Source organism: Citrobacter sp. RHBSTW-00524, from assembly GCF_013747755.1.
In the GTDB taxonomy this organism is placed as follows: domain Bacteria; phylum Pseudomonadota; class Gammaproteobacteria; order Enterobacterales; family Enterobacteriaceae; genus Citrobacter; species Citrobacter braakii.
Genome location: NZ_CP056421.1, coordinates 2,953,164 through 2,974,081, shown reverse-complemented (window position 1 = coordinate 2,974,081; position 20,918 = coordinate 2,953,164). Strand labels below are relative to the sequence as shown.

At 50.6% G+C, this 20,918-nt stretch carries 23 protein-coding genes; 17 read left to right on the top strand and 6 right to left on the bottom strand.

All coding sequences use genetic code 11. The annotated features are described in order from the left end of the window. Positions 1 to 40 precede the first annotated feature (40 nt). The 4 genes from HV229_RS14340 to htpX all read left to right on the top strand — a co-directional run bounded on the left by HV229_RS14340 (position 41) and on the right by htpX (position 4,463). Positions 41 to 538, top strand: a complete 498-nt coding sequence (locus HV229_RS14340) for a GAF domain-containing protein (protein ID WP_016152783.1) — start codon at positions 41 to 43, stop codon at positions 536 to 538. A gap of 96 nt (positions 539 to 634) precedes the next feature. Then, positions 635 to 1,321, top strand: coding sequence for an RNA chaperone ProQ (gene proQ / locus HV229_RS14335; protein WP_003833781.1), 687 nt, complete (start codon positions 635 to 637; stop codon positions 1,319 to 1,321). 19 nt (positions 1,322 to 1,340) lie between these two features. After that, complete coding sequence (gene prc, locus HV229_RS14330) at positions 1,341 to 3,389, top strand: carboxy terminal-processing peptidase (RefSeq protein ID WP_029139508.1); 2,049 nt, start codon at positions 1,341 to 1,343, stop codon at positions 3,387 to 3,389. Positions 3,390 to 3,581: 192 nt separating this feature from the next. After that, entirely contained in the window at positions 3,582 to 4,463 is an 882-nt protein-coding gene (htpX, locus tag HV229_RS14325; protein ID WP_003034964.1) for a protease HtpX, read from the top strand. Positions 4,464 to 4,747: 284 nt separating this feature from the next. Here htpX and HV229_RS14320 read toward each other — a convergent pair whose 3' ends face one another. Next, a complete protein-coding gene (locus HV229_RS14320; protein ID WP_049271218.1) occupies positions 4,748 to 6,835 on the bottom strand; it encodes a TonB-dependent receptor in 2,088 nt (695 codons plus the stop codon). 432 nt (positions 6,836 to 7,267) lie between these two features. On the opposite strand from HV229_RS14320, the gene HV229_RS14315 reads away from it, so the two are divergent. The 10 genes from HV229_RS14315 (at position 7,268) to HV229_RS14270 (ending at position 15,091) form a co-directional block, all read left to right on the top strand. Next, complete coding sequence (locus HV229_RS14315) at positions 7,268 to 8,854, top strand: ABC transporter substrate-binding protein (RefSeq protein WP_181545693.1); 1,587 nt, start codon at positions 7,268 to 7,270, stop codon at positions 8,852 to 8,854. Further along, positions 8,854 to 9,828, top strand: coding sequence for an ABC transporter permease (locus HV229_RS14310; RefSeq protein ID WP_016156289.1), 975 nt, complete (start codon positions 8,854 to 8,856; stop codon positions 9,826 to 9,828). Before HV229_RS14315 ends, HV229_RS14310 begins: the two co-directional genes overlap by 1 nt. Continuing rightward, the gene (locus HV229_RS14305; RefSeq protein ID WP_181545692.1) at positions 9,818 to 10,630 is read left to right on the top strand and encodes an ABC transporter permease; all 813 of its coding nucleotides are present in this window, start codon (positions 9,818 to 9,820) and stop codon (positions 10,628 to 10,630) included. The genes HV229_RS14310 and HV229_RS14305 overlap by 11 nt, the downstream gene beginning before the upstream one ends. Further along, a complete protein-coding gene (locus HV229_RS14300) occupies positions 10,624 to 11,418 on the top strand; it encodes an ATP-binding cassette domain-containing protein (RefSeq protein WP_115190673.1) in 795 nt (264 codons plus the stop codon). The genes HV229_RS14305 and HV229_RS14300 overlap by 7 nt, the downstream gene beginning before the upstream one ends. Next, a complete protein-coding gene (locus HV229_RS14295; RefSeq protein WP_181545691.1) occupies positions 11,402 to 11,992 on the top strand; it encodes an ATP-binding cassette domain-containing protein in 591 nt (196 codons plus the stop codon). Before HV229_RS14300 ends, HV229_RS14295 begins: the two co-directional genes overlap by 17 nt. A 124-nt stretch (positions 11,993 to 12,116) precedes the next feature. Beyond that, positions 12,117 to 12,728, top strand: a complete 612-nt coding sequence (zinT, locus tag HV229_RS14290; RefSeq protein WP_230851707.1) for a metal-binding protein ZinT — start codon at positions 12,117 to 12,119, stop codon at positions 12,726 to 12,728. Positions 12,729 to 12,867: 139 nt separating this feature from the next. Next, on the top strand, positions 12,868 to 13,506 hold the full coding sequence (gene leuE / locus HV229_RS14285; RefSeq protein ID WP_016152793.1) for a leucine efflux protein LeuE: 639 nt from the start codon (positions 12,868 to 12,870) through the stop codon (positions 13,504 to 13,506). 173 nt (positions 13,507 to 13,679) lie between these two features. Next, positions 13,680 to 14,042, top strand: coding sequence for a DUF1971 domain-containing protein YeaR (gene yeaR, locus HV229_RS14280; protein WP_005120376.1), 363 nt, complete (start codon positions 13,680 to 13,682; stop codon positions 14,040 to 14,042). A 3-nt stretch (positions 14,043 to 14,045) separates the two neighbouring features. Continuing rightward, positions 14,046 to 14,228 (top strand): DUF1869 domain-containing protein, encoded by a 183-nt coding sequence (locus HV229_RS14275; protein WP_003832433.1) that lies wholly within the window; start codon positions 14,046 to 14,048, stop codon positions 14,226 to 14,228. A gap of 215 nt (positions 14,229 to 14,443) precedes the next feature. After that, a complete protein-coding gene (locus HV229_RS14270) occupies positions 14,444 to 15,091 on the top strand; it encodes a hypothetical protein (RefSeq protein WP_016156293.1) in 648 nt (215 codons plus the stop codon). A 49-nt stretch (positions 15,092 to 15,140) separates the two neighbouring features. Here the strand turns inward: HV229_RS14270 and fdhF are convergent, their stop codons facing one another. Continuing rightward, positions 15,141 to 17,288 (bottom strand): formate dehydrogenase subunit alpha, encoded by a 2,148-nt coding sequence (gene fdhF, locus HV229_RS14265; RefSeq protein WP_181545690.1) that lies wholly within the window; start codon positions 17,286 to 17,288, stop codon positions 15,141 to 15,143. Between the two features lie 359 nt (positions 17,289 to 17,647). Between fdhF and HV229_RS14260 the strand changes: the two genes are divergently transcribed. Continuing rightward, a complete protein-coding gene (locus tag HV229_RS14260; RefSeq protein WP_016152796.1) occupies positions 17,648 to 17,896 on the top strand; it encodes a GlsB/YeaQ/YmgE family stress response membrane protein in 249 nt (82 codons plus the stop codon). 49 nt (positions 17,897 to 17,945) lie between these two features. Here the strand turns inward: HV229_RS14260 and yoaJ are convergent, their stop codons facing one another. Genes yoaJ through HV229_RS14245 form a run of 3 tightly spaced genes read right to left on the bottom strand, consistent with a single transcriptional unit; the run spans position 17,946 to position 19,194 of the window. After that, positions 17,946 to 18,020, bottom strand: a complete 75-nt coding sequence (gene yoaJ / locus HV229_RS14255; protein WP_101700011.1) for a protein YoaJ — start codon at positions 18,018 to 18,020, stop codon at positions 17,946 to 17,948. A gap of 2 nt (positions 18,021 to 18,022) precedes the next feature. After that, positions 18,023 to 18,121, bottom strand: a complete 99-nt coding sequence (locus HV229_RS14250) for a YoaK family small membrane protein (RefSeq protein ID WP_032941789.1) — start codon at positions 18,119 to 18,121, stop codon at positions 18,023 to 18,025. Between the two features lie 47 nt (positions 18,122 to 18,168). Beyond that, on the bottom strand, positions 18,169 to 19,194 hold the full coding sequence (locus tag HV229_RS14245) for a sensor domain-containing diguanylate cyclase (protein WP_131381123.1): 1,026 nt from the start codon (positions 19,192 to 19,194) through the stop codon (positions 18,169 to 18,171). A gap of 186 nt (positions 19,195 to 19,380) precedes the next feature. Between HV229_RS14245 and HV229_RS14240 the strand changes: the two genes are divergently transcribed. Beyond that, complete coding sequence (locus HV229_RS14240) at positions 19,381 to 19,629, top strand: DUF333 domain-containing protein (protein WP_016152798.1); 249 nt, start codon at positions 19,381 to 19,383, stop codon at positions 19,627 to 19,629. Between the two features lie 7 nt (positions 19,630 to 19,636). Here the strand turns inward: HV229_RS14240 and HV229_RS14235 are convergent, their stop codons facing one another. Beyond that, positions 19,637 to 19,984: a DUF488 domain-containing protein gene (locus tag HV229_RS14235; RefSeq protein WP_016152799.1), complete on the bottom strand. Its 348-nt coding sequence runs from the start codon at positions 19,982 to 19,984 to the stop codon at positions 19,637 to 19,639. Between the two features lie 198 nt (positions 19,985 to 20,182). On the opposite strand from HV229_RS14235, the gene HV229_RS14230 reads away from it, so the two are divergent. After that, entirely contained in the window at positions 20,183 to 20,890 is a 708-nt protein-coding gene (locus HV229_RS14230; protein WP_016156299.1) for a CTP synthase, read from the top strand. The last annotated feature ends 28 nt before the right edge of the window (positions 20,891 to 20,918 follow it).

Sequence of the window (20,918 nt, the reverse complement as noted above, 5' to 3'; positions counted from 1 at the left end):
TAGGCTGCAGCTTTAAGTAAGACAACTAAGTGATTACATAATGAACAAAACAGAGCTATACACGGATCTGAACCGTGACTTTCAGGCATTAATGGCAGGTGAAACCAGTTTTCTGGCAACGCTGGCAAATACCAGCGCGTTGTTGTACGAACGTCTTGCAGAAGTAAACTGGGCCGGTTTTTATCTGCTCGAAAACGATACGCTGGTGCTGGGACCTTTCCAGGGAAAAATCGCCTGCGTGCGGATCCCGGTAGGACGCGGGGTGTGTGGGACCGCAGTAGCGCAGAACCAGGTTCAGCGCATTGAGGACGTTCATGCTTTTGACGGACACATCGCATGTGATGCCGCCAGCAACGCTGAAATCGTCCTGCCAATCACCGTCGAAAATCAGATAATCGGCGTGCTGGATATCGATAGCACGGCGTTTGGCCGCTTTACTGACGAGGATGAACAGGGGCTGCGAACGCTGGTGGCACAGCTTGAAACCGTGCTTGCAACGACGGATTACAAAAAATTCTTTGCGCGCGTCGCAGGATAATCAACGGATAACGTAGCAATTACTGATGACGTCATTATAATGTCGCCTGTTCATGCCTGCGCTTGTTGGCTACGTCCGTTGTAATCAGGAAATTTCATGGAAAATCAACCTAAGTTGAATAGCAGTAAAGAAGTCATCGCGTTTCTGGCCGAACGCTTCCCGCAGTGTTTTAGTGCGGAAGGCGAAGCGCGCCCACTGAAAATTGGCATTTTTCAGGATCTGGTAGAGCGTGTTGAGGGCGAAATGAACCTCAGCAAGACGCAGCTCCGCTCTGCCTTACGTCTCTATACTTCAAGCTGGCGCTATCTGTATGGCGTTAAATTGGGCGCAACGCGTGTTGATCTCGACGGTAACCCTTGTGGTGAGCTGGATGAGCAGCACGTTGAACATGCTCGCAAACAGCTGGAAGAAGCTAAAGCCCGCGTTCAGGCGCAACGTGCAGAGCAACAGGCGAAAAAACGCGAAGCAGCCGCTGCTGCCGGTGAAAAAGAAGACGCACCGCGTCGCGAGCGTAAGCCGCGTCCTGCACCGCGTCGTAAAGAAGGCGCTGAGCGTAAACCTCGCGCTGAGAAACCAGCAGCAAAAGCACCGCGTGCTCCTCGTGAAGAACAGCATACCCCGGTATCTGATATTTCAGTACTGACGGTAGGGCAGTCTCTGAAGGTGAAAGCAGGTAATAATGCGATGGATGCCACCGTATTAGAAATCACCAAAGATGGCGTCCGTGTACAGCTGAATTCGGGTATGTCTTTGATTGTACGCGCAGAACACCTGGTGTTCTGAAACGGAGGCCAGGCCTGGCATGAACACTTTTTTTAGGCTTACTGCGTTAGCTGGTCTGCTTGCATTAGCAGGCCAGGCACTTGCTGTGGAAGATATCACGCGTGCCGATCAAATCCCCGTTTTAAAGGAAGAAACCCAGCATGCGACGGTAAGTGAACGTGTGACATCGCGTTTTACGCGTTCGCACTATCGCCAGTTCGATCTGGATCAGGCGTTTTCGGCAAAAATTTTTGACCGCTATTTGAATCTGCTCGACTACAGCCACAACGTGCTGTTGGCGAGCGATATCGAACAGTATGCAAAAAAGAAAACGGTCCTTGGCGATGAACTGCGTACCGGCAAGCTGGATGTCTTTTACGATCTCTATAATCTGGCGCAAAAACGCCGATTTGAACGTTATCAGTACGCTTTAAGCGTACTGGCACGTCCAATGGATTTCACCGGTACCGACACCTTTAACCTCGACCGGAGCAAAGCGCCATGGCCGAAGAGCGAAGCAGAGCTTAACGCGCTGTGGGACGGCAAGGTTAAATTTGACGAACTCAGCCTGAAGCTGACCGGCAAAACCGATGCGGAAATTCGTGAAACGCTGACGCGTCGCTACAAGTTTGCGATTCGCCGTCTGGCGCAGACCAACAGCGAAGATGTGTTCTCTCTGGCGATGACGGCTTTCGCCCGTGAGATCGACCCGCATACTAACTATCTCTCTCCACGCAATACCGAACAGTTCAATACTGAAATGAGCCTGTCTCTGGAAGGTATTGGCGCGGTTTTGCAAATGGATGATGACTACACCGTCATTAACTCCATGGTGGCGGGCGGCCCGGCAGCCAAGAGCAAAGCAATAAGCGTTGGCGACCGTATTGTCGGCGTGGGTCAGACCGGTAAGGGAATGGTCGACGTGATTGGCTGGCGTCTGGATGACGTTGTTGCGCTGATCAAAGGACCCAAAGGCAGCAAAGTTCGCCTTGAAATCCTGCCTGCCGGTAAAGGAACCAAGACGCGCACCGTCACGTTAACGCGTGAACGTATTCGTCTCGAAGACCGCGCCGTGAAAATGTCCGTGAAAACCGTTGGCAAAGAAAAAGTCGGCGTACTGGATATCCCTGGCTTCTATGTTGGCCTGACGGATGATGTCAAAGTTCAGTTGCAGAAGCTGGAAAAACAGAACGTCAGCAGCATCATTATCGATCTGCGCACTAACGGTGGCGGCGCGCTGACCGAAGCCGTTTCGCTCTCCGGTCTGTTCATTCCTTCCGGCCCGGTGGTTCAGGTTCGTGACAATAACGGTAAAGTGCGTGAAGACAGCGATACCGACGGCGTTGTGTACTACAAAGGCCCGCTGGTAGTGTTAGTCGATCGCTTCAGTGCTTCGGCATCAGAGATTTTTGCTGCGGCAATGCAGGATTATGGTCGTGCGCTGATCGTTGGTGAACCGACTTTCGGGAAAGGCACTGTACAGCAGTATCGCTCTCTGAACCGTATTTATGATCAGATGCTGCGTCCGGAATGGCCGGCGCTGGGTTCTGTTCAGTATACGATCCAGAAATTCTACCGTGTAAACGGTGGCAGTACACAGCGTAAGGGCGTTACGCCGGACATCATCATGCCGACAGGTAATGAAGAAACGGAAACCGGTGAGAAGTTTGAAGATAACGCGCTGCCGTGGGATAGCATTGATGCTGCGACCTACACCAAATCAGAGAATCTGACGCCGTTCGGACCTGAATTGTTAAAAGAGCACAATGCACGTATTGCCAACGATCCTGAGTTCCAGTACATCATGAAGGATATTGCGCGTTTCAATGCGATGAAGGATAAACGCAACATCGCTTCTCTCAATTATGCTCAGCGTGAGAAAGAGAATAACGAAGATGACGCAATGCGTCTGGCGCGTATCAACGATCGGTTTAAGCGAGAAGGTAAGCCGCCGCTGAAAAAACTGGACGATTTACCGAAGGATTACCAGGAACCAGATCCCTACCTGGATGAAACGGTAAAAATTGCGCTTGACCTGGCGCATCTTGAAAAAGAAAAGCCAGCGGAACAGCCCGCAACCAGTAAATAACCTCCAACAGGCACAAGGAATTGTGCCTGTTTTTTTAACAAACGCATGAAGACGTCAGTGTGATACGATAAAATGTAAAGTTGTGTCTTTCTGGTGACTTAGCACCTATGGATGCTTGAAAATAGCCATAAGACCCATACGATATGGGTAATCGCATAGTGCGTTTTGTTAAATTGAGGTTAAAAGAAAATTATGATGCGAATCGCGCTCTTCCTGCTGACGAACCTGGCTGTGATGGTCGTTTTCGGGCTGGTATTGAGCCTGACAGGGATTCAGTCAAGCAGCGTTCAAGGCTTGTTGATCATGGCACTGCTGTTTGGTTTTGGTGGTTCCTTCATTTCGCTGCTGATGTCCAAATGGATGGCGTTAAAATCCGTTGGTGGGGAAGTGATCGAACAGCCTCGCAATGAAAGAGAACGCTGGCTGATGAATACGGTAGCGAATCAGGCTCGCCAGGCTGGGATCGCTATGCCGCAGGTTGCAATCTACCATGCGCCAGATATTAACGCGTTTGCTACCGGTGCGCGCCGGGATGCTTCGCTGGTGGCTGTGAGTACAGGCCTGTTGCAAAACATGAGCCCGGACGAAGCCGAAGCCGTTATCGCGCATGAAATCAGCCACATTGCTAATGGCGATATGGTTACCATGACGCTCATTCAGGGTGTGGTGAACACCTTCGTTATCTTTATCTCACGTATTCTGGCGCAAATTGCCGCTGGCTTTATGGGCGGAAACCGCGATGAGGGTGAGGGCAGTAACGGCAACCCATTGATCTACTTCGCAGTGGCGACGGTGCTGGAACTGGTGTTTGGTATTCTGGCGAGCATTATTACCATGTGGTTCTCACGTCATCGTGAATTCCATGCGGATGCCGGTTCAGCAAAACTGGTGGGGCGTGAGAAAATGATCGCCGCGCTGCAGCGTCTGAAAACCAGCTATGAGCCGCAGGAAGCGACCAGCATGATGGCGTTCTGCATCAACGGTAAATCCAAGTCGTTGAGTGAGCTGTTTATGACTCACCCGCCGTTGGATAAACGTATTGAAGCGCTGCGCAGCGGAGAGTATTTGAAGTAAGTTAATGACTGTCACGGGGCACTCGTTGCTCCGTGACTCATAAAACATAATGGCTATTTAAAGCTATCGATTAAAGCCTCGCCCAGACTATTCTGTCCCAGTTCAGCTTTATCTCTCGTTCTGTCATTTTTCTCTGCCGAGGACGAAAATATTCCTTGCAGCTTTATCTCTGGTAAAAACATTGGAGCCCCGCTGGCTGGCAAAAAGAACAGTGCCGGGCATTTGATGAAACCCAGTGGTAGACGGGCTATCATTGACAGCCCGTCTGGTAGGAAAAAACTAAATCAGAACTGGTAGTTTAATGATACCCAATAGTTACGGCCCGGGTTTACGTATCCGGTAGTGGATTGTGCAGTCTGATAGTAATCTCCTGCGTAGGTGCTATTACGCCCCACCTGATAAAGTTTAACCTCGCTAAAGTCTTTATCCAGCACGTTATTGACCGCCGTATTCAGCGTCAGATCTTTGGTCAGCTTATAAGACATCCCCATGTCGAGAACGGTCCAGGCTTTTAAATCAGCGCCTTTATCGTCATAGACGGCCTTTTGTACTGCGCTGAGGTTGTTGTAATTTTCGGTAAAGCGTGGGGCTTTACCGCGATAACGTGCGCTCAGCCAGGCATTCATATCTTCCGTTGCCTGCCAGTTCAGGCGAGCGTTAGCCATATGTTTTGGCGTGTAGCTTAACGGCGCGCCTTTATTGTCACCATCTTTTTGCTTGCTCTGGGTGTAGGTGTAGTTGAGGGATAAAGTCAGCACATCCGACCACAGAGGGAAGGTGCTGGCAAATTCAACGCCATCGGTCCTTGCCTTGCCGCTGTTGGTATAGCTGTTGGTATTATCATCGATAGAATACGAGACAATTTTATTTTTGTATTCGGTATAGAAGCCGGTAATGTTGGCGTTCAGCCCGGTGTCGTTCTCGTAATACAGCCCGGTTTCGTAGCTGATACTTTCCTCTGGTTTTAGGTCCGGATTACCGACCGTATTCACGGTTCCTTGCGCGGTTACGCCGCTGATCCCGTTATGTAACTGGCTCAGTGATGGCGCTTTATAACCTGTCGTCACGCCGCCTTTGAGCGTCCATTCGTCGGATACGTCCCAAACCATATACGCTCGTGGGCTGAAATGACCGCCAAAGACATCGTTATGCTCGTAGCGTGTCCCTGCGGTTAAGGCCAACGAGTCGAGAATATGCCATTCATCTTCTACATAGGCTGCCCACGTTTTTTGATGGAACGTTTCGCCGGTATTGGCCAGCACCACACCGTCTTTCATCCGCGCATCCCAATATTCCCCGCCGAGGGTTAAGAGGTGCGAATCACCTAATGGCGTCAGCAGTACTGAGTCCAGAATGACGTTAGTGTTCTTCAGTTCACGTGCGTCACCGGCCCGGCCTGCGTTCTCTGGCGTGAGTGCGGAGGAGACCAGTTGTCGTCCTTTGTTCTCAGTTTCATTCCAGCCGAGGGAGGATTTCCATGTGCCGAACGTTAAGGCGGTATCGTGGCCGAGGGTGACTTTGTTACGCTCATAGCGCAGCGTTTTATCGTAACCCCCCGTCAGGTTACCCAACTGACCGTCATCGTTATCATAGCGCTGTCTGGCGGAGTCGAGATCTAACCATAGCGTATTGCTTTCATTCGTCTTCCAGTCGAGTCGCGTGCCGATGTTATAGTTTTCTGACTCGGTAGGATAAGGTACGCGAGTGGAGGAGGTATCGCTCAGGGAGGTAACGCTGGAACCCTGACGTTGGGTGGTGCTACCCCGAACCTGCATATCCAGTACGCCAGCGATTAACGGGCCGCTTGACCAGAAGTTGGCGACCGTGCTGTTACCCCATTTATTACTCTCTTGCAGGTTAACGCCGGTATTGATGGAGGTGCTCCATTTATCGGTGCTTTTTTTGGTAATGATATTCACCACGCCACCGATTGCGTCGGAGCCGTAAAGCGTCGACATCGGGCCGCGGATCACCTCAATATGATCGATTGCCGCCAGTGGAGGCATAAAGCTGGTATTCATAGCTGAGAAGCCGTTTGGCGTCACATCGCTGCTGCCGTTTTGACGAATACCGTCAATCAGGATCAAGGTATAACTGGCGGGCATGCCACGAATGCTGATCTCCAGGCCACCGGTTTTACCGGTGCTGCTTTCAACATCCACCCCTTCAACAGAACGCAGGGCTTCGCCTAAATCATTATATTTATTGGTTTGTAACTCTTGCTGTGAAATAACGGAGACGCTGGCGGCAGCGTTGGTGATTTTCTTTTCGTAACCGGAAGCGGTTACCACCATAACATCTTCAGCGAAGGCCAGGGGACTGGAAAATCCTAAACAGGACAGAACAACAGAAGCAACAGGTTTTAAGCGCATAGTCAAACTTCCTTTGTTAAAAATTCAAAGGAAGTAAGATAATTGATGGGAATGATAATAAAAATAATTATCATTATATGTTTACATAACTTATCACTTCTGGTGTTTTTCTTGAATAAATATACATAAATTGTCATTAATTATAGCTAAGTAAATAGCGGAAATGACCAATAATTAGTATTTGTAATCATTAGGTTGTAATTAATTTGCCATTAATTGAATGGCTAACATTTAATCTATTTTCGGTGATTCAGAGGGTACTCAATCAGGAGTATCAGAAAAAAGTATGATAATTTTAGGAAATCGTCATACTTTTCTGCGCCGCATCATTTTTTTCGTCATTTCAGTCCGCCATAATCCCTTCCCCAGGAGACCGTTTAACGGCATTGAATCGTTGAGCGGCATAAAAATAACGCAAATCTGGATAACATAATGATTAAAGGCAAGCTGGCACTGCTTACGTGCGCATTGACTCTCGCATTAACCTCACCACTTCTCGCCGCGCAAAATGTGAGCGAGGGGCAGACGTTGAAGCTGGCAATTGGACCTGAGCCAACGGAAGGGTTTGACCCGATGCTGGGCTGGAGTCATGGCAGCTATTTGCTTTTGCATGCACCATTATTAAAACAAAACGCAGATATGAGCTGGGGTAACCTGCTGACGGAAAAAGTTGAAACCAGTGCTGACGGCAAAACCTGGACGTTGAAGTTAAAACCCGACCTTAAATTCTCCGATGGTTCCCCGCTAACCGCTGAAGATGTGGTGTTCACCTATAATAAAGCCGCAAAGAGCGGCGGCAAAATCGACATGGGAAACTTTACTCATGCCAGCCTGAAAGATAACCGCACGGTAGAAATCACGCTGCGCAGCCCGCAGAGCACCTTTGTGAACGTGCTGGGCTCTTTGGGTATTGTTCCCGAAAAACGGTATGACGAAAAAACATTCGCCAAAAATCCGATTGGCGCGGGCCCCTATCGGTTGGTGAGTTTTCAGCCGGGGCAGCAGTTGATCGTGGAGGCGAACCCCTGGTATGCCGGTAAGAAAAATGATTTTAGTAAGCTGGTGTTTGTCTTCCTTGATGAAGATAACGCTTATGCCGCAGCGCGCAGTGGTCAACTGGGACTCGTGCGTATTGCGCCTTCGATGGCGGTCGCCCCTCAACAGCAGAATTTGAAGCTTTGGGTACGCGACAGCGTGGAAAACCGTGGCATTGTGTTCCCAATGGTCCCTGCGGGTAAAAAAGACGCCAATGGTTATCCGGTCGGCAACGATATCACGGCTGATATCGCCATCAGACGCGCCATCAACTACGCCATCGATCGTAAACAACTTGCCGATCAGGTCATGGAAGGTCATGCGATTCCGGCGTATAGCGCGGTTCAGGGCCTGCCATGGCAGGGACAGTCAGTTGCGTTCAAAGATGGCGACAGCGAAAAAGCACGGACGATTCTGGAAGAAGCCGGCTGGAAGGTGGGGAAAGACGGCGTACGTGTGAAAGACGGTAAAGAGGCTCGCCTGACTCTGTGGTACGCCAGCGGTGACAGTACGCGCCGGGATTTAGCCGAGGCCGTACGTGCGATGCTGGAGCCCGTGGGTATTCAGGTCTCGCTGCAATCCGGAAGCTGGGAAACCGTTGAGCGGCATATGCATGCGAATCCGACGCTGTTTGGCTGGGGAAGCCTGGATCCGATGGAGCTTTTCCATCACTACAGCAATCAGGCCGCGGGCGTGGAATACTACAATCCAGGCTATTACAGCAATCCCGTCGTTGAACAACATCTTAAACAGGCCATTGATGCTCCGGACTGGCAAAAAGCGTTGCCTTTCTGGCAACAGGTGGAGTGGGATGGCAAGCAAGGGGCTGGGGTGCAGGGCGATGCCGCCTGGGCATGGCTGCTGAACATTCAGCACACTTATCTGGCAAATCCGTGTATTGACTTAGGCAAAGGCGCGCCGGAGATCCACGGTAGCTGGTCCCTGCTCAATAATCTGGATGAATGGACCTGGACCTGCCGTTGATGAAGTCTGTTGTAGGCCATTTTCTACGGCTGATTGTGTTATTAGTGCTGGTTGCGGCTGGCACTTTTATGCTGCTCAGCTTTTCTCCTGTCGATCCGATTCGCGCCTATATCGGCAACGATCTCCTGCACGTGCCGCCGGAACAATATGCGCGTATCGCTGCCCGCTGGGGATTAGACCAGCCGTTATGGGAGCGTTTTGGTCACTGGTTTATACGTGTATTGCAGGGCGATCTCGGCTACTCAATGTTGTTTAATGCACCGGTTGCCAGCGTAATCAAGGAGCGCTTTGCGACTTCGTTTGCCTTGCTTGGCGGCGCGTGGCTGCTCTCCGGCATACTGGGAACGGCAATGGGGTTTGTCGCGGGTCGTTATCTGAATCGCTGGCCGGATAAAGCAATCTGTCGACTCAGCTATCTGCTTTCGTCGTTGCCGACCTTCTGGATTGGCATGCTGTTGCTGGCGTTATTTGCCGTGCGCTGGCCGGTATTTCCGGTCTGCTGCGCGTGGGAGCCGGGCAACAGTGGTGATATGGCCACGCTGGCTGAGCGTCTGCGCCATTTAGTGCTGCCCGTTTGCGCGCTAAGTTTATTGGGACTTGGCCAAATTACACTTCATACGCGGGAAAGTATCGCCAGCGTGATGAAAAGCGATTTTGTCCGTTTTGCGCGTTCTCAGGGAGATAAAGGCTGGTCGCTGTTGCGTCATCAGGTTCTGCGCCACGCTATCACGCCCGCGCTGTGCCTGCAGTTCGCCTCGCTGGGAGAACTGCTGGGCGGCGCATTGCTGGCGGAAAAAGTTTTTGCTTATCCGGGACTGGGACAGGCCACTATTGATGCCGGATTACGCGGCGATCTGCCGTTACTGATGGGGATTGTGTTGTTCAGTACCGTGTTAGTGTTCATTGGCAACTCGCTGTCTACCTGGCTTGTCCATGTGTTGAACCGTGCTCTGGAGCGACCTGATGCTCTATAATCCGACGCCGACGCTGATTCGTCTTCTGCTCTCTTTTAGCTGCCTGCTATGCATTGCGGTGTATGGCGCAGCGACGCTGGATAACCCATTGAGCGTTAATCTGCTTGCCCGTCATTTACCGCCTGATGCGCTGTATTGGTTTGGCACCGATAACCTCGGTCGCGATCTGTGGATTCGTTGCTTTCAGGGCGCGTTAACCAGTCTGCAAATTGGTATTGGCGCGGCGTTGTGCAGCGGCTTCATCGCATTAATGATGGCGGCGGTTTCACGTATACATCCGCGTCTGGATGTACTAATGCGTCTGATTACCGATGCCATGCTGTCAATGCCGCATCTGCTGTTGCTCATATTGATCTGTTTCACGCTGGGCGGCGGAAAAAATGGGGTGATTATGGCGGTTGCGTTGACCCACTGGCCGCGTCTGGCGCTAATCCTGCGTGCCGAAGCGCAGCGCGTGGCCCACAGTGACTATCTGACGTTAACCTGGCGTCTGGGACACGGACATTTTTACTGCTGGCGGCATCACTATCTCCCGGCATTGTTACCCCAGTGGTTAACGGGAACCTTGCTGATGTTTCCCCACGCGGTGTTGCACAGCGCGGCGTTGAGCTTCCTCGGTTTTGGGCTGGCGCCACATGAACCATCGCTGGGCCTGCTGCTGGCTGATGCGCTGAGGTTTATCAGTCATGGCGACTGGTGGTTAGTGCTGTTTCCCGGGCTGATGCTATTCAGTCTGGTTATGTTATTCGATCAGTTCGCAAGGGCAGTGCATCGTTTATGGTTACGAGGTGACGGATGTTGAGTTTAAGACAGGTCTCGCTGGACGTGGCGCGTTATCGCTGGTACGGCGCGAGAAACTGGTCTTCGCTGTTGCAGGATATCTCTTTCGATGTAGCGCCAGGTCAGATGGTGGCGTTAGTTGGGGGAAGTGGGGAAGGTAAAAGCCTGTTGCTGCAATGTCTGCTTGATCTCTTACCGGACAATTTGCGCTTCAACGGCTCCATCACCCTGGAGGGGAAAACGCTGGACAGTGATGATATTCGCAAATGTCGTGGCAATACTTTCAGCTATGTCCCGCAAGGTGTTCAGGCGCTTAACCCGCTGCTCTCGATTGAAAAACATCTGCGCAGGGCAAGTCAGCTCTCCGGCCAGGCCTGGAATGCCGGAAAAATTGAACGATTGCTCCAGCGTAGCCAACTGGAAAGTCGCGTATTAGATGCCTTCCCACGCCAGCTTTCGGGGGGGATGGCGAAACGTGTTCTGGCCTGTCACGCGTCGCTGAGTCAGGCTCGCTATATTCTGGCGGATGAAATTACCGCCTGGCTTGATGCACCGCTGGCTAATCAACTGCTTGAACAGCTACGTGAGCAATGTGAGCAAGGGGCTGGCGTTGTATGGGTAACGCACGACCTTACGCTGGCCGCTCGCCACGCGGACCGCATTGTCGCGCTGCATCAGGGAAGGGTGTCGGATAACGTCAGCCGGGAACAGCTGTTACGCGGAGAGATCAGCGAGCATCTGCAACGCCAATGGCGGGCCCTGCCTGAAAGAAATCAACTTTTTGGAGAGCGCGATGCTGTGCTGTCGTGAAGTGACGATTTGTCAGGGAGGAAAGGTGCTATGGCAAAATCTGACCTTCTCTCTGCGCCCCGGAGAACGCATTGGGGTTTGCGCACCCAGCGGAACCGGCAAAACAACGTTGGGGCGCGTACTGGCGGGCTGGCAAAAACCGACCTCGGGTGACATTCTGGTTGATGGCCAACCGCTGCCAATGCACCAGTATTGCCCGGTGCAACTGGTGCCACAGCATCCGGAATTAACCTTTAACCCCCGGCGCAGCACCGGCGATGCGGTTTATGATGCCTGGCGACCTGATGCTGAACTGCTTACCCGTCTTCACATCAACCCTGAGTGGTTAACCCGCCGTCCCGGACAGCTTTCTGGCGGTGAACTGGCGCGAATTGCTTTACTTCGCGCGCTGGATCCGCGGACACGTTTTCTTATTGCCGATGAAATTACCGCCCAGCTCGATCCTTCCATTCAAAAAGATATCTGGGTATTGCTGCTTGAAGAGTGCCAGCGTCGGCCATTAGGTATGCTCATTATCAGCCATCAGCAGGCTCTGCTTGATCAGATCTGCTCCAGAAAACTCATTGAAGCGTGAGGCAATAACGTGCAGTAATGTCTATTGATTAAATTGTTACGTTATATTATAACAATTCACTCGCAAACGATTTGAGGGTGAAATTTTGGCTATTCGTTTTAACAAACTGACAATCGCTCTGGGGATGCTTTTAGTCAGTGGGCAGGTTTTGGCGCATGGTCATCATTCCCATGGTGCGCCGATGAGTGAAGTAGAACAAAAGGCGTCGGAAGGGGTATTTGATGATAACCAGGTGCAGAACCGGGCGCTGTCCGACTGGGATGGCATGTGGCAATCTGTCTATCCGTATCTGGTCAGTGGCGAACTTGATCCGGTTTTCAAAAAGAAAGCGGAGAAAGATAAAAGCAAAACGGCAGAACAAATTAAAGCTTATTACCGTACAGGCTATGCAACCAATGTAGACACTATCGGCATCGAAGATGGCGTGATGGAATTTCACACCGGTAATCAGGTCGCATCGTGCAAATACGATTATGCCGGGTATAAAATCTTGCACTATAAATCAGGCAAGAAAGGTGTACGGTATCTGTTTGAGTGTAAAGCCGCTGACAGCAAAGCGCCTAAATACGTGCAATTCAGCGATCATATTATCGCGCCGCGTAAATCGAGCCACTTCCATATCTTTATGGGAAATACCTCGCAGGCTGCCTTGCTTGAGGAGATGGAAAACTGGCCTACCTACTACCCTTATCAACTGAAGGGCGAAGAAGTAGTGGATGAGATGCTGCACCATTAATCTGGGCTAACCTTATCTGTACACACCCGCCACCAGTGGCGGGTTTTTTAATTAATAACCTGCTCTTTCCATCACCTGTCGCATTCGTTAGCATATTGTATCGCAGCAAGTGCATGTGTTTTTTCAGGAAGAGGTTAACGTGTTCGCAGAGTATGGAGTTCTGAATTACTGGACGTATCTGGTGGGGGCTATTTTTATCGTGCTGGTACCGGGGCCAAATACGATATTTGTGCTGAAAAACAGCGTCGGTAGGGGAGTAAAGGGGGGTTATCTCGCCGCCAGCGGTGTGTTTATTGGTGATGCCGTGTTGATGTTTTTGGCCTATGCCGGTGTTGCTGCATTGATTAAAACAACGCCCGTTTTGTTCAATATCGTTCGTTATCTTGGCGCTTTCTATTTACTGTATCTTGGCGCGAAGATCCTGTATGCAACACTGAAATCGAAAGCAAGCGACGCCGCGCCTGAGGAAGTCCCGTTTGGCGCTATTTTTAAGCGCGCATTAATCCTGAGCCTGACCAATCCCAAAGCTATTCTGTTTTATGTGTCATTCTTCGTGCAGTTTATTGATGTCAATGCGCCGCATTCAGGGCTGTCATTCTTTATTCTGGCTATTACGCTTGAGATAGTGAGCTTTTTCTATTTGAGCTTCCTTATTTTCTCCGGCGCGTTTGTGACGCAATATATCCGTACGAAGAAGAAACTGGCCAAAGTGGGGAATTCCCTTATCGGCCTGATTTTCGTTGGTTTTGCCGCCCGTCTGGCCACGCTTCAATCGTGATGCCATCGGCCCGCTGATTGCGGCGGGCCTTTAATATTGCGCTCTGCTTTTCATTTATAATCGTAGGGTTGTAACCAATAAATGGTATTTTAAATGTATATTTTGAGGCGTACCCTGTATACAGCAGCGGTTCAATATGACTCGCTGGTTGTCGACTGGAAAAGGGAAGAAAAATGCTTCAAATTCCACAGAATCATATCCATACACGCTCTACGCCATTCTGGAACAAAGAAACGGCGCCTGCCGGAATTTTCGAACGCCACCTTGATAAAGGGACCCGAGCCGGGGTTTATCCTCGACTTTCGGTTATGCAGGGGGCGGTCAAATATCTCGGATACGCAGACGAACACAGCCCGGAGCCAGTAGAGGTGATGATTATTGAAGCCGGTCAGTTTGGCGTTTTTCCACCGGAAAAATGGCATAACATCGAAGTGATGACCGACGACACTTACTTTAATATCGATTTTTTCGTTGCCCCGGAAGTTCTGATGGAGAGTGCAAATCAACGAAAAGTCGTGCGCACCGGCAAGGAGTAAATCATGGGTAAAGCAACCTATACCGTAACAGTGACCAATAACAGCAACGGTGTTTCTGTTGATTATGAAACAGAGGCGCCAATGACATTACTGGTGCCGGATGTGGCAGCTGAAGTGGTCAAAGATCTGGTCAATACCGTGCGTTCGTACGATACCGAAAATGAGCACGAAGTCTGCGGGTGGTAGGCATTAGTCACTGCTACTGATTGAATATATTAGTTTTTAATCTAAAAAACGCACTGCGCTTTGACGGCGCAGTGCGTTTTTTTTGTGGGCGAAACAGGGAAATATCCAGAAAGGATTCCTTAAGAATACCTTAAGAGATTCGCATTGATTGCTAATAGTTGATCATTCACAGGGGTTATGATCGCGAACCAGATATAAAACAGAACATCGCGCTTATGAAACTCAATACCCGACTTACATTACCCACAATCATTCTCGGATTAGCCATCGTGGCGATCCCGTTCGCCGCGAACTGGCATCTCCCGCTACTCAACGGTACTGTCGTCAGCTGGATTGAAAATGGCCAGGCGCTATGGCTGCTGTTTGGTGCCATATTTACACTCAGCTACATCAGGCCCTTATCACGTCCCGAAGGCGAGAAGCAATTTTGGCTTTGGGCGGCAGCGTGGTGGCTGGTATTACTGGGCCGAAGCACAAGTTGGGGCCGCGATTATTTTCCTGAGCATCCTAAACTCCTGTTCCGGGCTATCTCAGTGGTATTGATTGCCATGATTATTCTGCCAGTGCTGATTTCGAAGCGCTTACGCCAGGATATTGCCCGTCGCTTTCGCAATGAACCGCTACCTCTGTGGCTGTTAGCGATCACCACCTGTGCATTTTTGATCTCCGATACGGTAGAGCATCATCGTCTGCTGGCTCCCATCTTTCTGCACAATGCTCAGTATGGCGATCTGATTGAAGAACTGTACGAACTACCGTTTATGGCGGGATTGTTTCTGATGAACCTCGGCTTTATGCGGCGGGATAAGCAGGAGGAAGCTGCATCCATCCGCTTCAGTGAACCACAGCTGGCGAAGTCATGAGATAAGGCCTGAGTCTGGAAAGCCAGACTCAGGCGATGATGGCGGTGACTTACGCAATAGCCTCACATAGACGTGACTTCATATCGCTATACGTTTGTGCGGCATATTTTTCTGCCCACCCCTGATCGGTAATGTGCTCAATATTTACGGCGCAATATTTGGTTTCCGGCGTTTTCGAAATAGGATCGAGATTGTCCTGGGTTAACTCGTTACACGCGCCAATCCACCATTGATAGGTCATATAGACCGTTCCGACATTGATGCGCTCGGAGACATCCGCGCGGCTGATAACCTTACCGCGGCGCGAGCTGACCCATACCAGATCGCGATGACGAATACCCATTTTTTCAGCATCATGGGTATTGATTTGCACATACCCAGGCTCGTCTGCCAGTGCTTGCAACGCTGCGCAGTTGCCGGTCATCGAACGGCAGGAGTAGTGCCCAACTTCACGCACGGTACACAGAACCAGCGGATATTGTTCATCAGGAACTTCTGCTGGCGCTCGCCACGGTGCGGCAAACAGTTTGCCTTTGCCATTGGCGGTATCAAACTGGCTGTGCGCGTAAAGGTAGGGTGTACCAGGACTATCGAGATCCGGACATGGCCACTGAACATGACCCATCTCACCCATTTTCTCATAGGTCACGCCGTAGAACAGTGGACACAGCTCGCGCATCTCATCCCAGATTTGCTGGTTATTTTGATACTGCATTGGATAGCCCATTTCGCTGGCCAGCAGGCTGATAATCTCCCAGTCACGCTTTACATCACCAGTGGGTTCAATCGCTTTCTCAAAACGCTGGAAACCGCGATCGGCGCAGGTAAAGACGCCACCGTGTTCGCCCCATGAGGTGGCTGGCAAGAGGACATCGGCCATTTCCGCCGTCTTGGTCATGAAGATATCCTGCACGACGATAAAATCGAGCGCGTTAAATCCTTCGCGGACCAGACCCAAATCGGCCTCGGTTTGCAGCGGATCTTCTCCCATGATGTAGTAGGCTTTGATTTTGCCTTCGATAGCCAGATGCGGAATTTCGGTGATGCGGGTTCCAACCTTGTCATCCATCTGATTAACGTCAATTCCCCATGCGGTGGCAAATTTGTCCCTGACGGCGAAATCGGTTACGTCCTGATACCCTGGAAACTGGTTAGGCAGCACCCCCATATCGCACGCGCCCTGCACGTTATTTTGCCCGCGCACCGGGCCAACACCGACGTTAGGGCGTCCCAGATTTCCGGTCAGCAAGGCCAGGCTCGACAAACCACGAACCACGTCAACGGCCTGACCAAACTGGGTGACGCCCATCCCCCACATCACGGTGGCCGATGGCGCCGCAGCAAATGTACGCATCGCCTGACGAACCTGCTGTGCGGGAACACCGGTTAAATGTTCAACGTCTTCAGGCGCATACTCCTTAACGGTTTCCCAGTATGTTTCCAGTCCTTCCGCATGCTTTTGTACATACTCGCGATCGTAGAGTTGCTCCTCGATGAGAACATGGCCAAACGCGTTGACCAGCGCCATATTGCAACCGTTTTTCAACTGCAAATGTTGGTCAGCGATACGGGCAGTTTCAATCCGGCGTGGGTCGCAGACAATGATTTTTGCGCCGTTCTGGCGAGCTTTAATTACCCGGCGGGCCACAATTGGGTGTGAATCGGCACAGTTATAACCAAAGATCAGCAGGCATTTTGAGTTTTCAATGTCGCTGATGGAATTGCTCATGGCGCCATTGCCTAACGTTTCCTGTAACCCGGCCACGGAAGGGCCGTGACAGACGCGGGCACAGCAATCGACATTGTTGGTATGGAGCACGCCACGTGCGAATTTTTGCATCACGTAGTTGGTCTCATTCCCAGTTCCACGGGAAGATCCGGTGGTCATGATGGCACGAGGGCCATAGGTATTTTTGATTTCAGTTAAGCGTTTTGCGGTGTAGCGAATGGCTTCATCCCAGCTAACGGGAGTGAATTTTCCACCTTTTTCATAACGGATCATCGGGCGGGTCAGACGGGGAGTCAGAAGGCGAGTGTCGTTAAGAAAGTCCCAACCATAATAGCCTTTCAGGCATAACTGATTTTGGTTCGTTACACCCTCTGCGGCCTCAGCGCGGATGATTTTGTTATTCTCAACAACAAGCTTGAGCTTGCACCCGGCCCCACAGTATGGGCATACACTGGTGATTTTTTTCATCAATAACAGACCTGTTAAATGCTGAAATAGCGCGAATTGTAGACGCAGTCACGCGATACGCATCGCGGACTACGATGTGTCGTAGTGACGGGCTGTTTAAGCATAAAGTGTGCCAGAAGTGAAAACCCAGCAATAGCAGGGGCTGACGGCCAAAGCGTTAAGCAGAATGACTGACGATTCGACATTAATGACGAGGCGCGACAAAATTAGTCTGCCGGTCAGCGGTGTAACCTTATGAAACATCAGAAAAAGATGAAAAACAGAAGTGATAGCGATCACAAATTTTAATTTTTCAGCGCTATGCTATGCTTTTATACGACGAGTGAATCGTTAATTTAAAAACATAAGCGAGGGAAATTATGGGCATTATTTCATGGGTGGTTTTCGGTCTTATTGCTGGGATTTTGGCAAAATGGATTATGCCGGGTAAAGATGGCGGCGGATTCTTTATGACCATTATCTTAGGGGTTGTCGGTGCGGTAGTGGGTGGCTGGATCAGCACCTTCTTTGGTTTTGGTAAAGTCGATGGTTTCAACTTCGGTAGTTTCGCCGTGGCGGTGATCGGTGCGATTGTGGTGTTGTTTATCTACAGAAAAATCAAAAGCTAAGTAAACATACAGACAATAGAGGCCACTAATATGTGGCCTTTTTCTTAGGTCACCACCAGCCGAATTCTGTTCCCAGAACGACGATGATAGCCACGCCAATCATAATAAGCGTTGTTTTTTTCATCGTTATGCTCCCGGCGCAGCGTAGCCGCCAATAAAAAACCAGGATAAGAAAACGACAGCGGAAATGAAAATGATGACGGGGAAAATAATACCGAGTCGCATACGATTATCTGCCAGAGTTATTTAAAGACGGGTTAGCATAGCAGGGCTTAATGTACGACAAAAGTGGTTTTATCCTGACGCTTTTTATCCTTGTACATTGCGCTGTCTGCGAGGTGAAGCGCGCAGTTTACATCAGTCTCCAACGGATTAATTTCCACCACGCCCAGACTGGCGCCAGGATAAAATAGATGAATGTCGCCCAGGTGGTAGTCACCACAAATTTGCTGTTGTAGCTGATTTTTCACCTGCTGCAGGCGGTCCCGCGGATCCCTGTCATCTTCCGGTGACAGGCTCACGACTAAAAATTCGTCACCACCCAGTCGGCCAAGGATATCATTGTCACCGCATTCGCGAAGCAGACGCTGACCAATCTGGATCAGAAACTGGTCGCCAACCTCGTGGCCAAAGCGGTCATTGATCAATTTGAAATCATCCAAATCAATATAGGCAAAAATAATCTTCTGCCTGAGATGTCGGGCAAGGGAAAAAAGAGTCTCAACATTTTCAAAAATGGCGCGCCGATTCGGTAATCCGGTCAGAGCATCGGTGTAAGAGTGCGCAATCAGCGCGGCATTCGCTTCGCGTAACTGAGCAACCAGCGACTCTTTTTGAATTGACTGGGCGATCAGGCCTGCAAACAGATGTAACACCTGTTCGCCACGTTGGCTTAATGCGTGCTGGTGGCGACTGGTGGCGCAGAGCGTACCGTAAAACGTTCCGTCGGGAAGATGAACCGGCGTGCTCAGGAAAGTGGTTATCTCCAGCGCGCGGGCGGCGGTACACTCCGGCCAGCGAGCGGGAACGTTGTCGCTGTACAGACAGTTTTCGTCTATGGCGCGTTTGCATAGCGTCTCATCCCAGGGTACGGACAGCCCTTCAGGGATCTGCATCTGCTTGCTATTGCGCGCATACAAAATATGCTGCAGGCGGGCATCTAAATCGACCTTAGTTAAATAGGTGGATTCCATCTCAGTCACCACTTCCAGCATCTCCAGAAGTTGCCGAACCAGGCTCTCAACTGACTGCTCCGTGGCTAAGGATTGTGAGACTCTGGCAAGGATCATGTCCGACATGAGGTGTAAATGCTCCTGAGTAATGACTGGGCTGACGTGGCCCGCATGATAGAACATCAAGATGAAAGATGAAACACGCCATCCCGCTCAAAACTTAAACATTAAATTGAAAGCTGACAGTAAAACATGGAGATAGATGGAAAGTCGGGGTAACCTGCCGGGATAAGGTTTTTAACAGGAGTCGATATGAAACTGGCGTCTATTATTTTGCCCGGCTTGTTGGTGTTAGCGGGATGTACCACTCAGCCCGAAGCCCCCAAACCGCCGAAGATTGGTCTGGCGAATCCGGCATCGGTATATTGCGAACAAAAGGGCGGCTCGCTGATTGCGGTGCAGACCCCGCAAGGCGTAAGGTCGGACTGCAAATTACCGGGCGGGGAAGTGATTGATGAATGGGCGCTCTGGCGCAGAGATCATCCGACAACGGGCAAATGAAATCCGGTTAGCATTGACGTATCCATTCAGCCAGCACCAGCGCGTGGTTTTGCTGGGTGTTTTTCGCCGCATACAGTAGCGTTAAGGTTTGCTGTCGGGCAATCTCTGCGAGACGCTTTCCTTCCTGCTGCTGTAGGGCGAGTTCAGCGCGATATTGCTCGGAAAAGTGTGTGAAATCAATCAATTCTGCGTGGAACGCCTTGCGTAAATCAGATGAGGGCGTAAGCGCTTTATTCCACTCGTTGAAAATAAGGTCGGTCTTTTTTACCCCGCGAGGCCACAGCCTGTCGACCAGTACGCGATAACCATCATTTTTTTCTGCGGGGTCATACACGCGTTTACATTGAATTTTCATCTTTTCATCTGCTCCATTAATCCACTGCTTTGATATATTTCGACACCTTTATTACGGTTAAATAAGATCGTAAAACGTGACAATTGTAACATTCTGCCCGTCCTGACTCCCAATTTAAGGGATTGTGATACCAACAAAAAATCGGTAGGCTGAGGCTCCTTATATTGTCCCTCATTGTCTGGACATAAGGAAAGCTTAATGGAAATTTCCCCGTTTAAAGATACGCTTCGCATTGCGCTGGTGGGTGATTACAGCCCTGATATTGTGGCGCATCAGGCCATTCCTCTTGCTATCGATGATGCCGCTGCCGTCCTGGAATTAGTGGCTGATTATGACTGGCTAACCACCTCTGATATTAGCAGCAGTGAAGATCTGATTGGCTATGATGCTATTTGGGTCGTTCCTGGCAGTCCATATCGGCACCTGGAAGGCGCACTGATCGCGATCCGCTACGCGCGTGAAAACAGCATCCCATTCCTCGGGACCTGTGGCGGTTTTCAACATGCGATTCTGGAGTATGCCCGCAACGTGCTGGGCTGGAGTGATGCTGCCCATGCGGAAACGGATACCACGGGGCGGATGGTCATCGCACCGTTGACCTGCTCGCTGGTAGAAAAAACGGATGATATTGAACTGAGGGCCAATACGCTGATTGCCAAAGCCTACGGACGGGGTGTTATCTCCGAGGGGTATCACTGCAACTATGGCGTATCAGAAGATTTTGCCGCCGAGCTTGAGAGCGGTGATCTTCGTGTGACTGGCTGGGATGAGGCGGGTGATATCCGTGCCATTGAGCTGGTGACGCATCCTTTTTTTGTCGGCACACTCTTTCAGCATGAACGTGGAGCGCTGGCGGGAAAACCCGTGCCGTTAGTTCAGGCAATGCTGCGCGCTGCGCGAGGATAAAAAAACGGGCAGGTTGTACCCAAACCTG

Bases quoted from the DNA above. Each gene is read 5' to 3' on its own strand.
- HV229_RS14340 (WP_016152783.1), top strand. From the start codon at position 41: ATGAACAAAACAGAGCTATACACGGATCTGAACCGTGACTTTCAGGCA.
- proQ (WP_003833781.1), top strand. From the start codon at position 635: ATGGAAAATCAACCTAAGTTGAATAGCAGTAAAGAAGTCATCGCGTTT.
- prc (WP_029139508.1), top strand. From the start codon at position 1,341: ATGAACACTTTTTTTAGGCTTACTGCGTTAGCTGGTCTGCTTGCATTA.
- htpX (WP_003034964.1), top strand. From the start codon at position 3,582: ATGATGCGAATCGCGCTCTTCCTGCTGACGAACCTGGCTGTGATGGTC.
- HV229_RS14320 (WP_049271218.1), bottom strand. From the start codon at position 6,835: ATGCGCTTAAAACCTGTTGCTTCTGTTGTTCTGTCCTGTTTAGGATTT.
- HV229_RS14315 (WP_181545693.1), top strand. From the start codon at position 7,268: ATGATTAAAGGCAAGCTGGCACTGCTTACGTGCGCATTGACTCTCGCA.
- HV229_RS14310 (WP_016156289.1), top strand. From the start codon at position 8,854: ATGAAGTCTGTTGTAGGCCATTTTCTACGGCTGATTGTGTTATTAGTG.
- HV229_RS14305 (WP_181545692.1), top strand. From the start codon at position 9,818: ATGCTCTATAATCCGACGCCGACGCTGATTCGTCTTCTGCTCTCTTTT.
- HV229_RS14300 (WP_115190673.1), top strand. From the start codon at position 10,624: ATGTTGAGTTTAAGACAGGTCTCGCTGGACGTGGCGCGTTATCGCTGG.
- HV229_RS14295 (WP_181545691.1), top strand. From the start codon at position 11,402: ATGCTGTGCTGTCGTGAAGTGACGATTTGTCAGGGAGGAAAGGTGCTA.
- zinT (WP_230851707.1), top strand. From the start codon at position 12,117: ATGCTTTTAGTCAGTGGGCAGGTTTTGGCGCATGGTCATCATTCCCAT.
- yeaR (WP_005120376.1), top strand. From the start codon at position 13,680: ATGCTTCAAATTCCACAGAATCATATCCATACACGCTCTACGCCATTC.
- HV229_RS14275 (WP_003832433.1), top strand. From the start codon at position 14,046: ATGGGTAAAGCAACCTATACCGTAACAGTGACCAATAACAGCAACGGT.
- HV229_RS14270 (WP_016156293.1), top strand. From the start codon at position 14,444: ATGAAACTCAATACCCGACTTACATTACCCACAATCATTCTCGGATTA.
- fdhF (WP_181545690.1), bottom strand. From the start codon at position 17,288: ATGAAAAAAATCACCAGTGTATGCCCATACTGTGGGGCCGGGTGCAAG.
- HV229_RS14260 (WP_016152796.1), top strand. From the start codon at position 17,648: ATGGGCATTATTTCATGGGTGGTTTTCGGTCTTATTGCTGGGATTTTG.
- HV229_RS14250 (WP_032941789.1), bottom strand. From the start codon at position 18,121: ATGCGACTCGGTATTATTTTCCCCGTCATCATTTTCATTTCCGCTGTC.
- HV229_RS14245 (WP_131381123.1), bottom strand. From the start codon at position 19,194: ATGTCGGACATGATCCTTGCCAGAGTCTCACAATCCTTAGCCACGGAG.
- HV229_RS14240 (WP_016152798.1), top strand. From the start codon at position 19,381: ATGAAACTGGCGTCTATTATTTTGCCCGGCTTGTTGGTGTTAGCGGGA.
- HV229_RS14235 (WP_016152799.1), bottom strand. From the start codon at position 19,984: ATGAAAATTCAATGTAAACGCGTGTATGACCCCGCAGAAAAAAATGAT.
- HV229_RS14230 (WP_016156299.1), top strand. From the start codon at position 20,183: ATGGAAATTTCCCCGTTTAAAGATACGCTTCGCATTGCGCTGGTGGGT.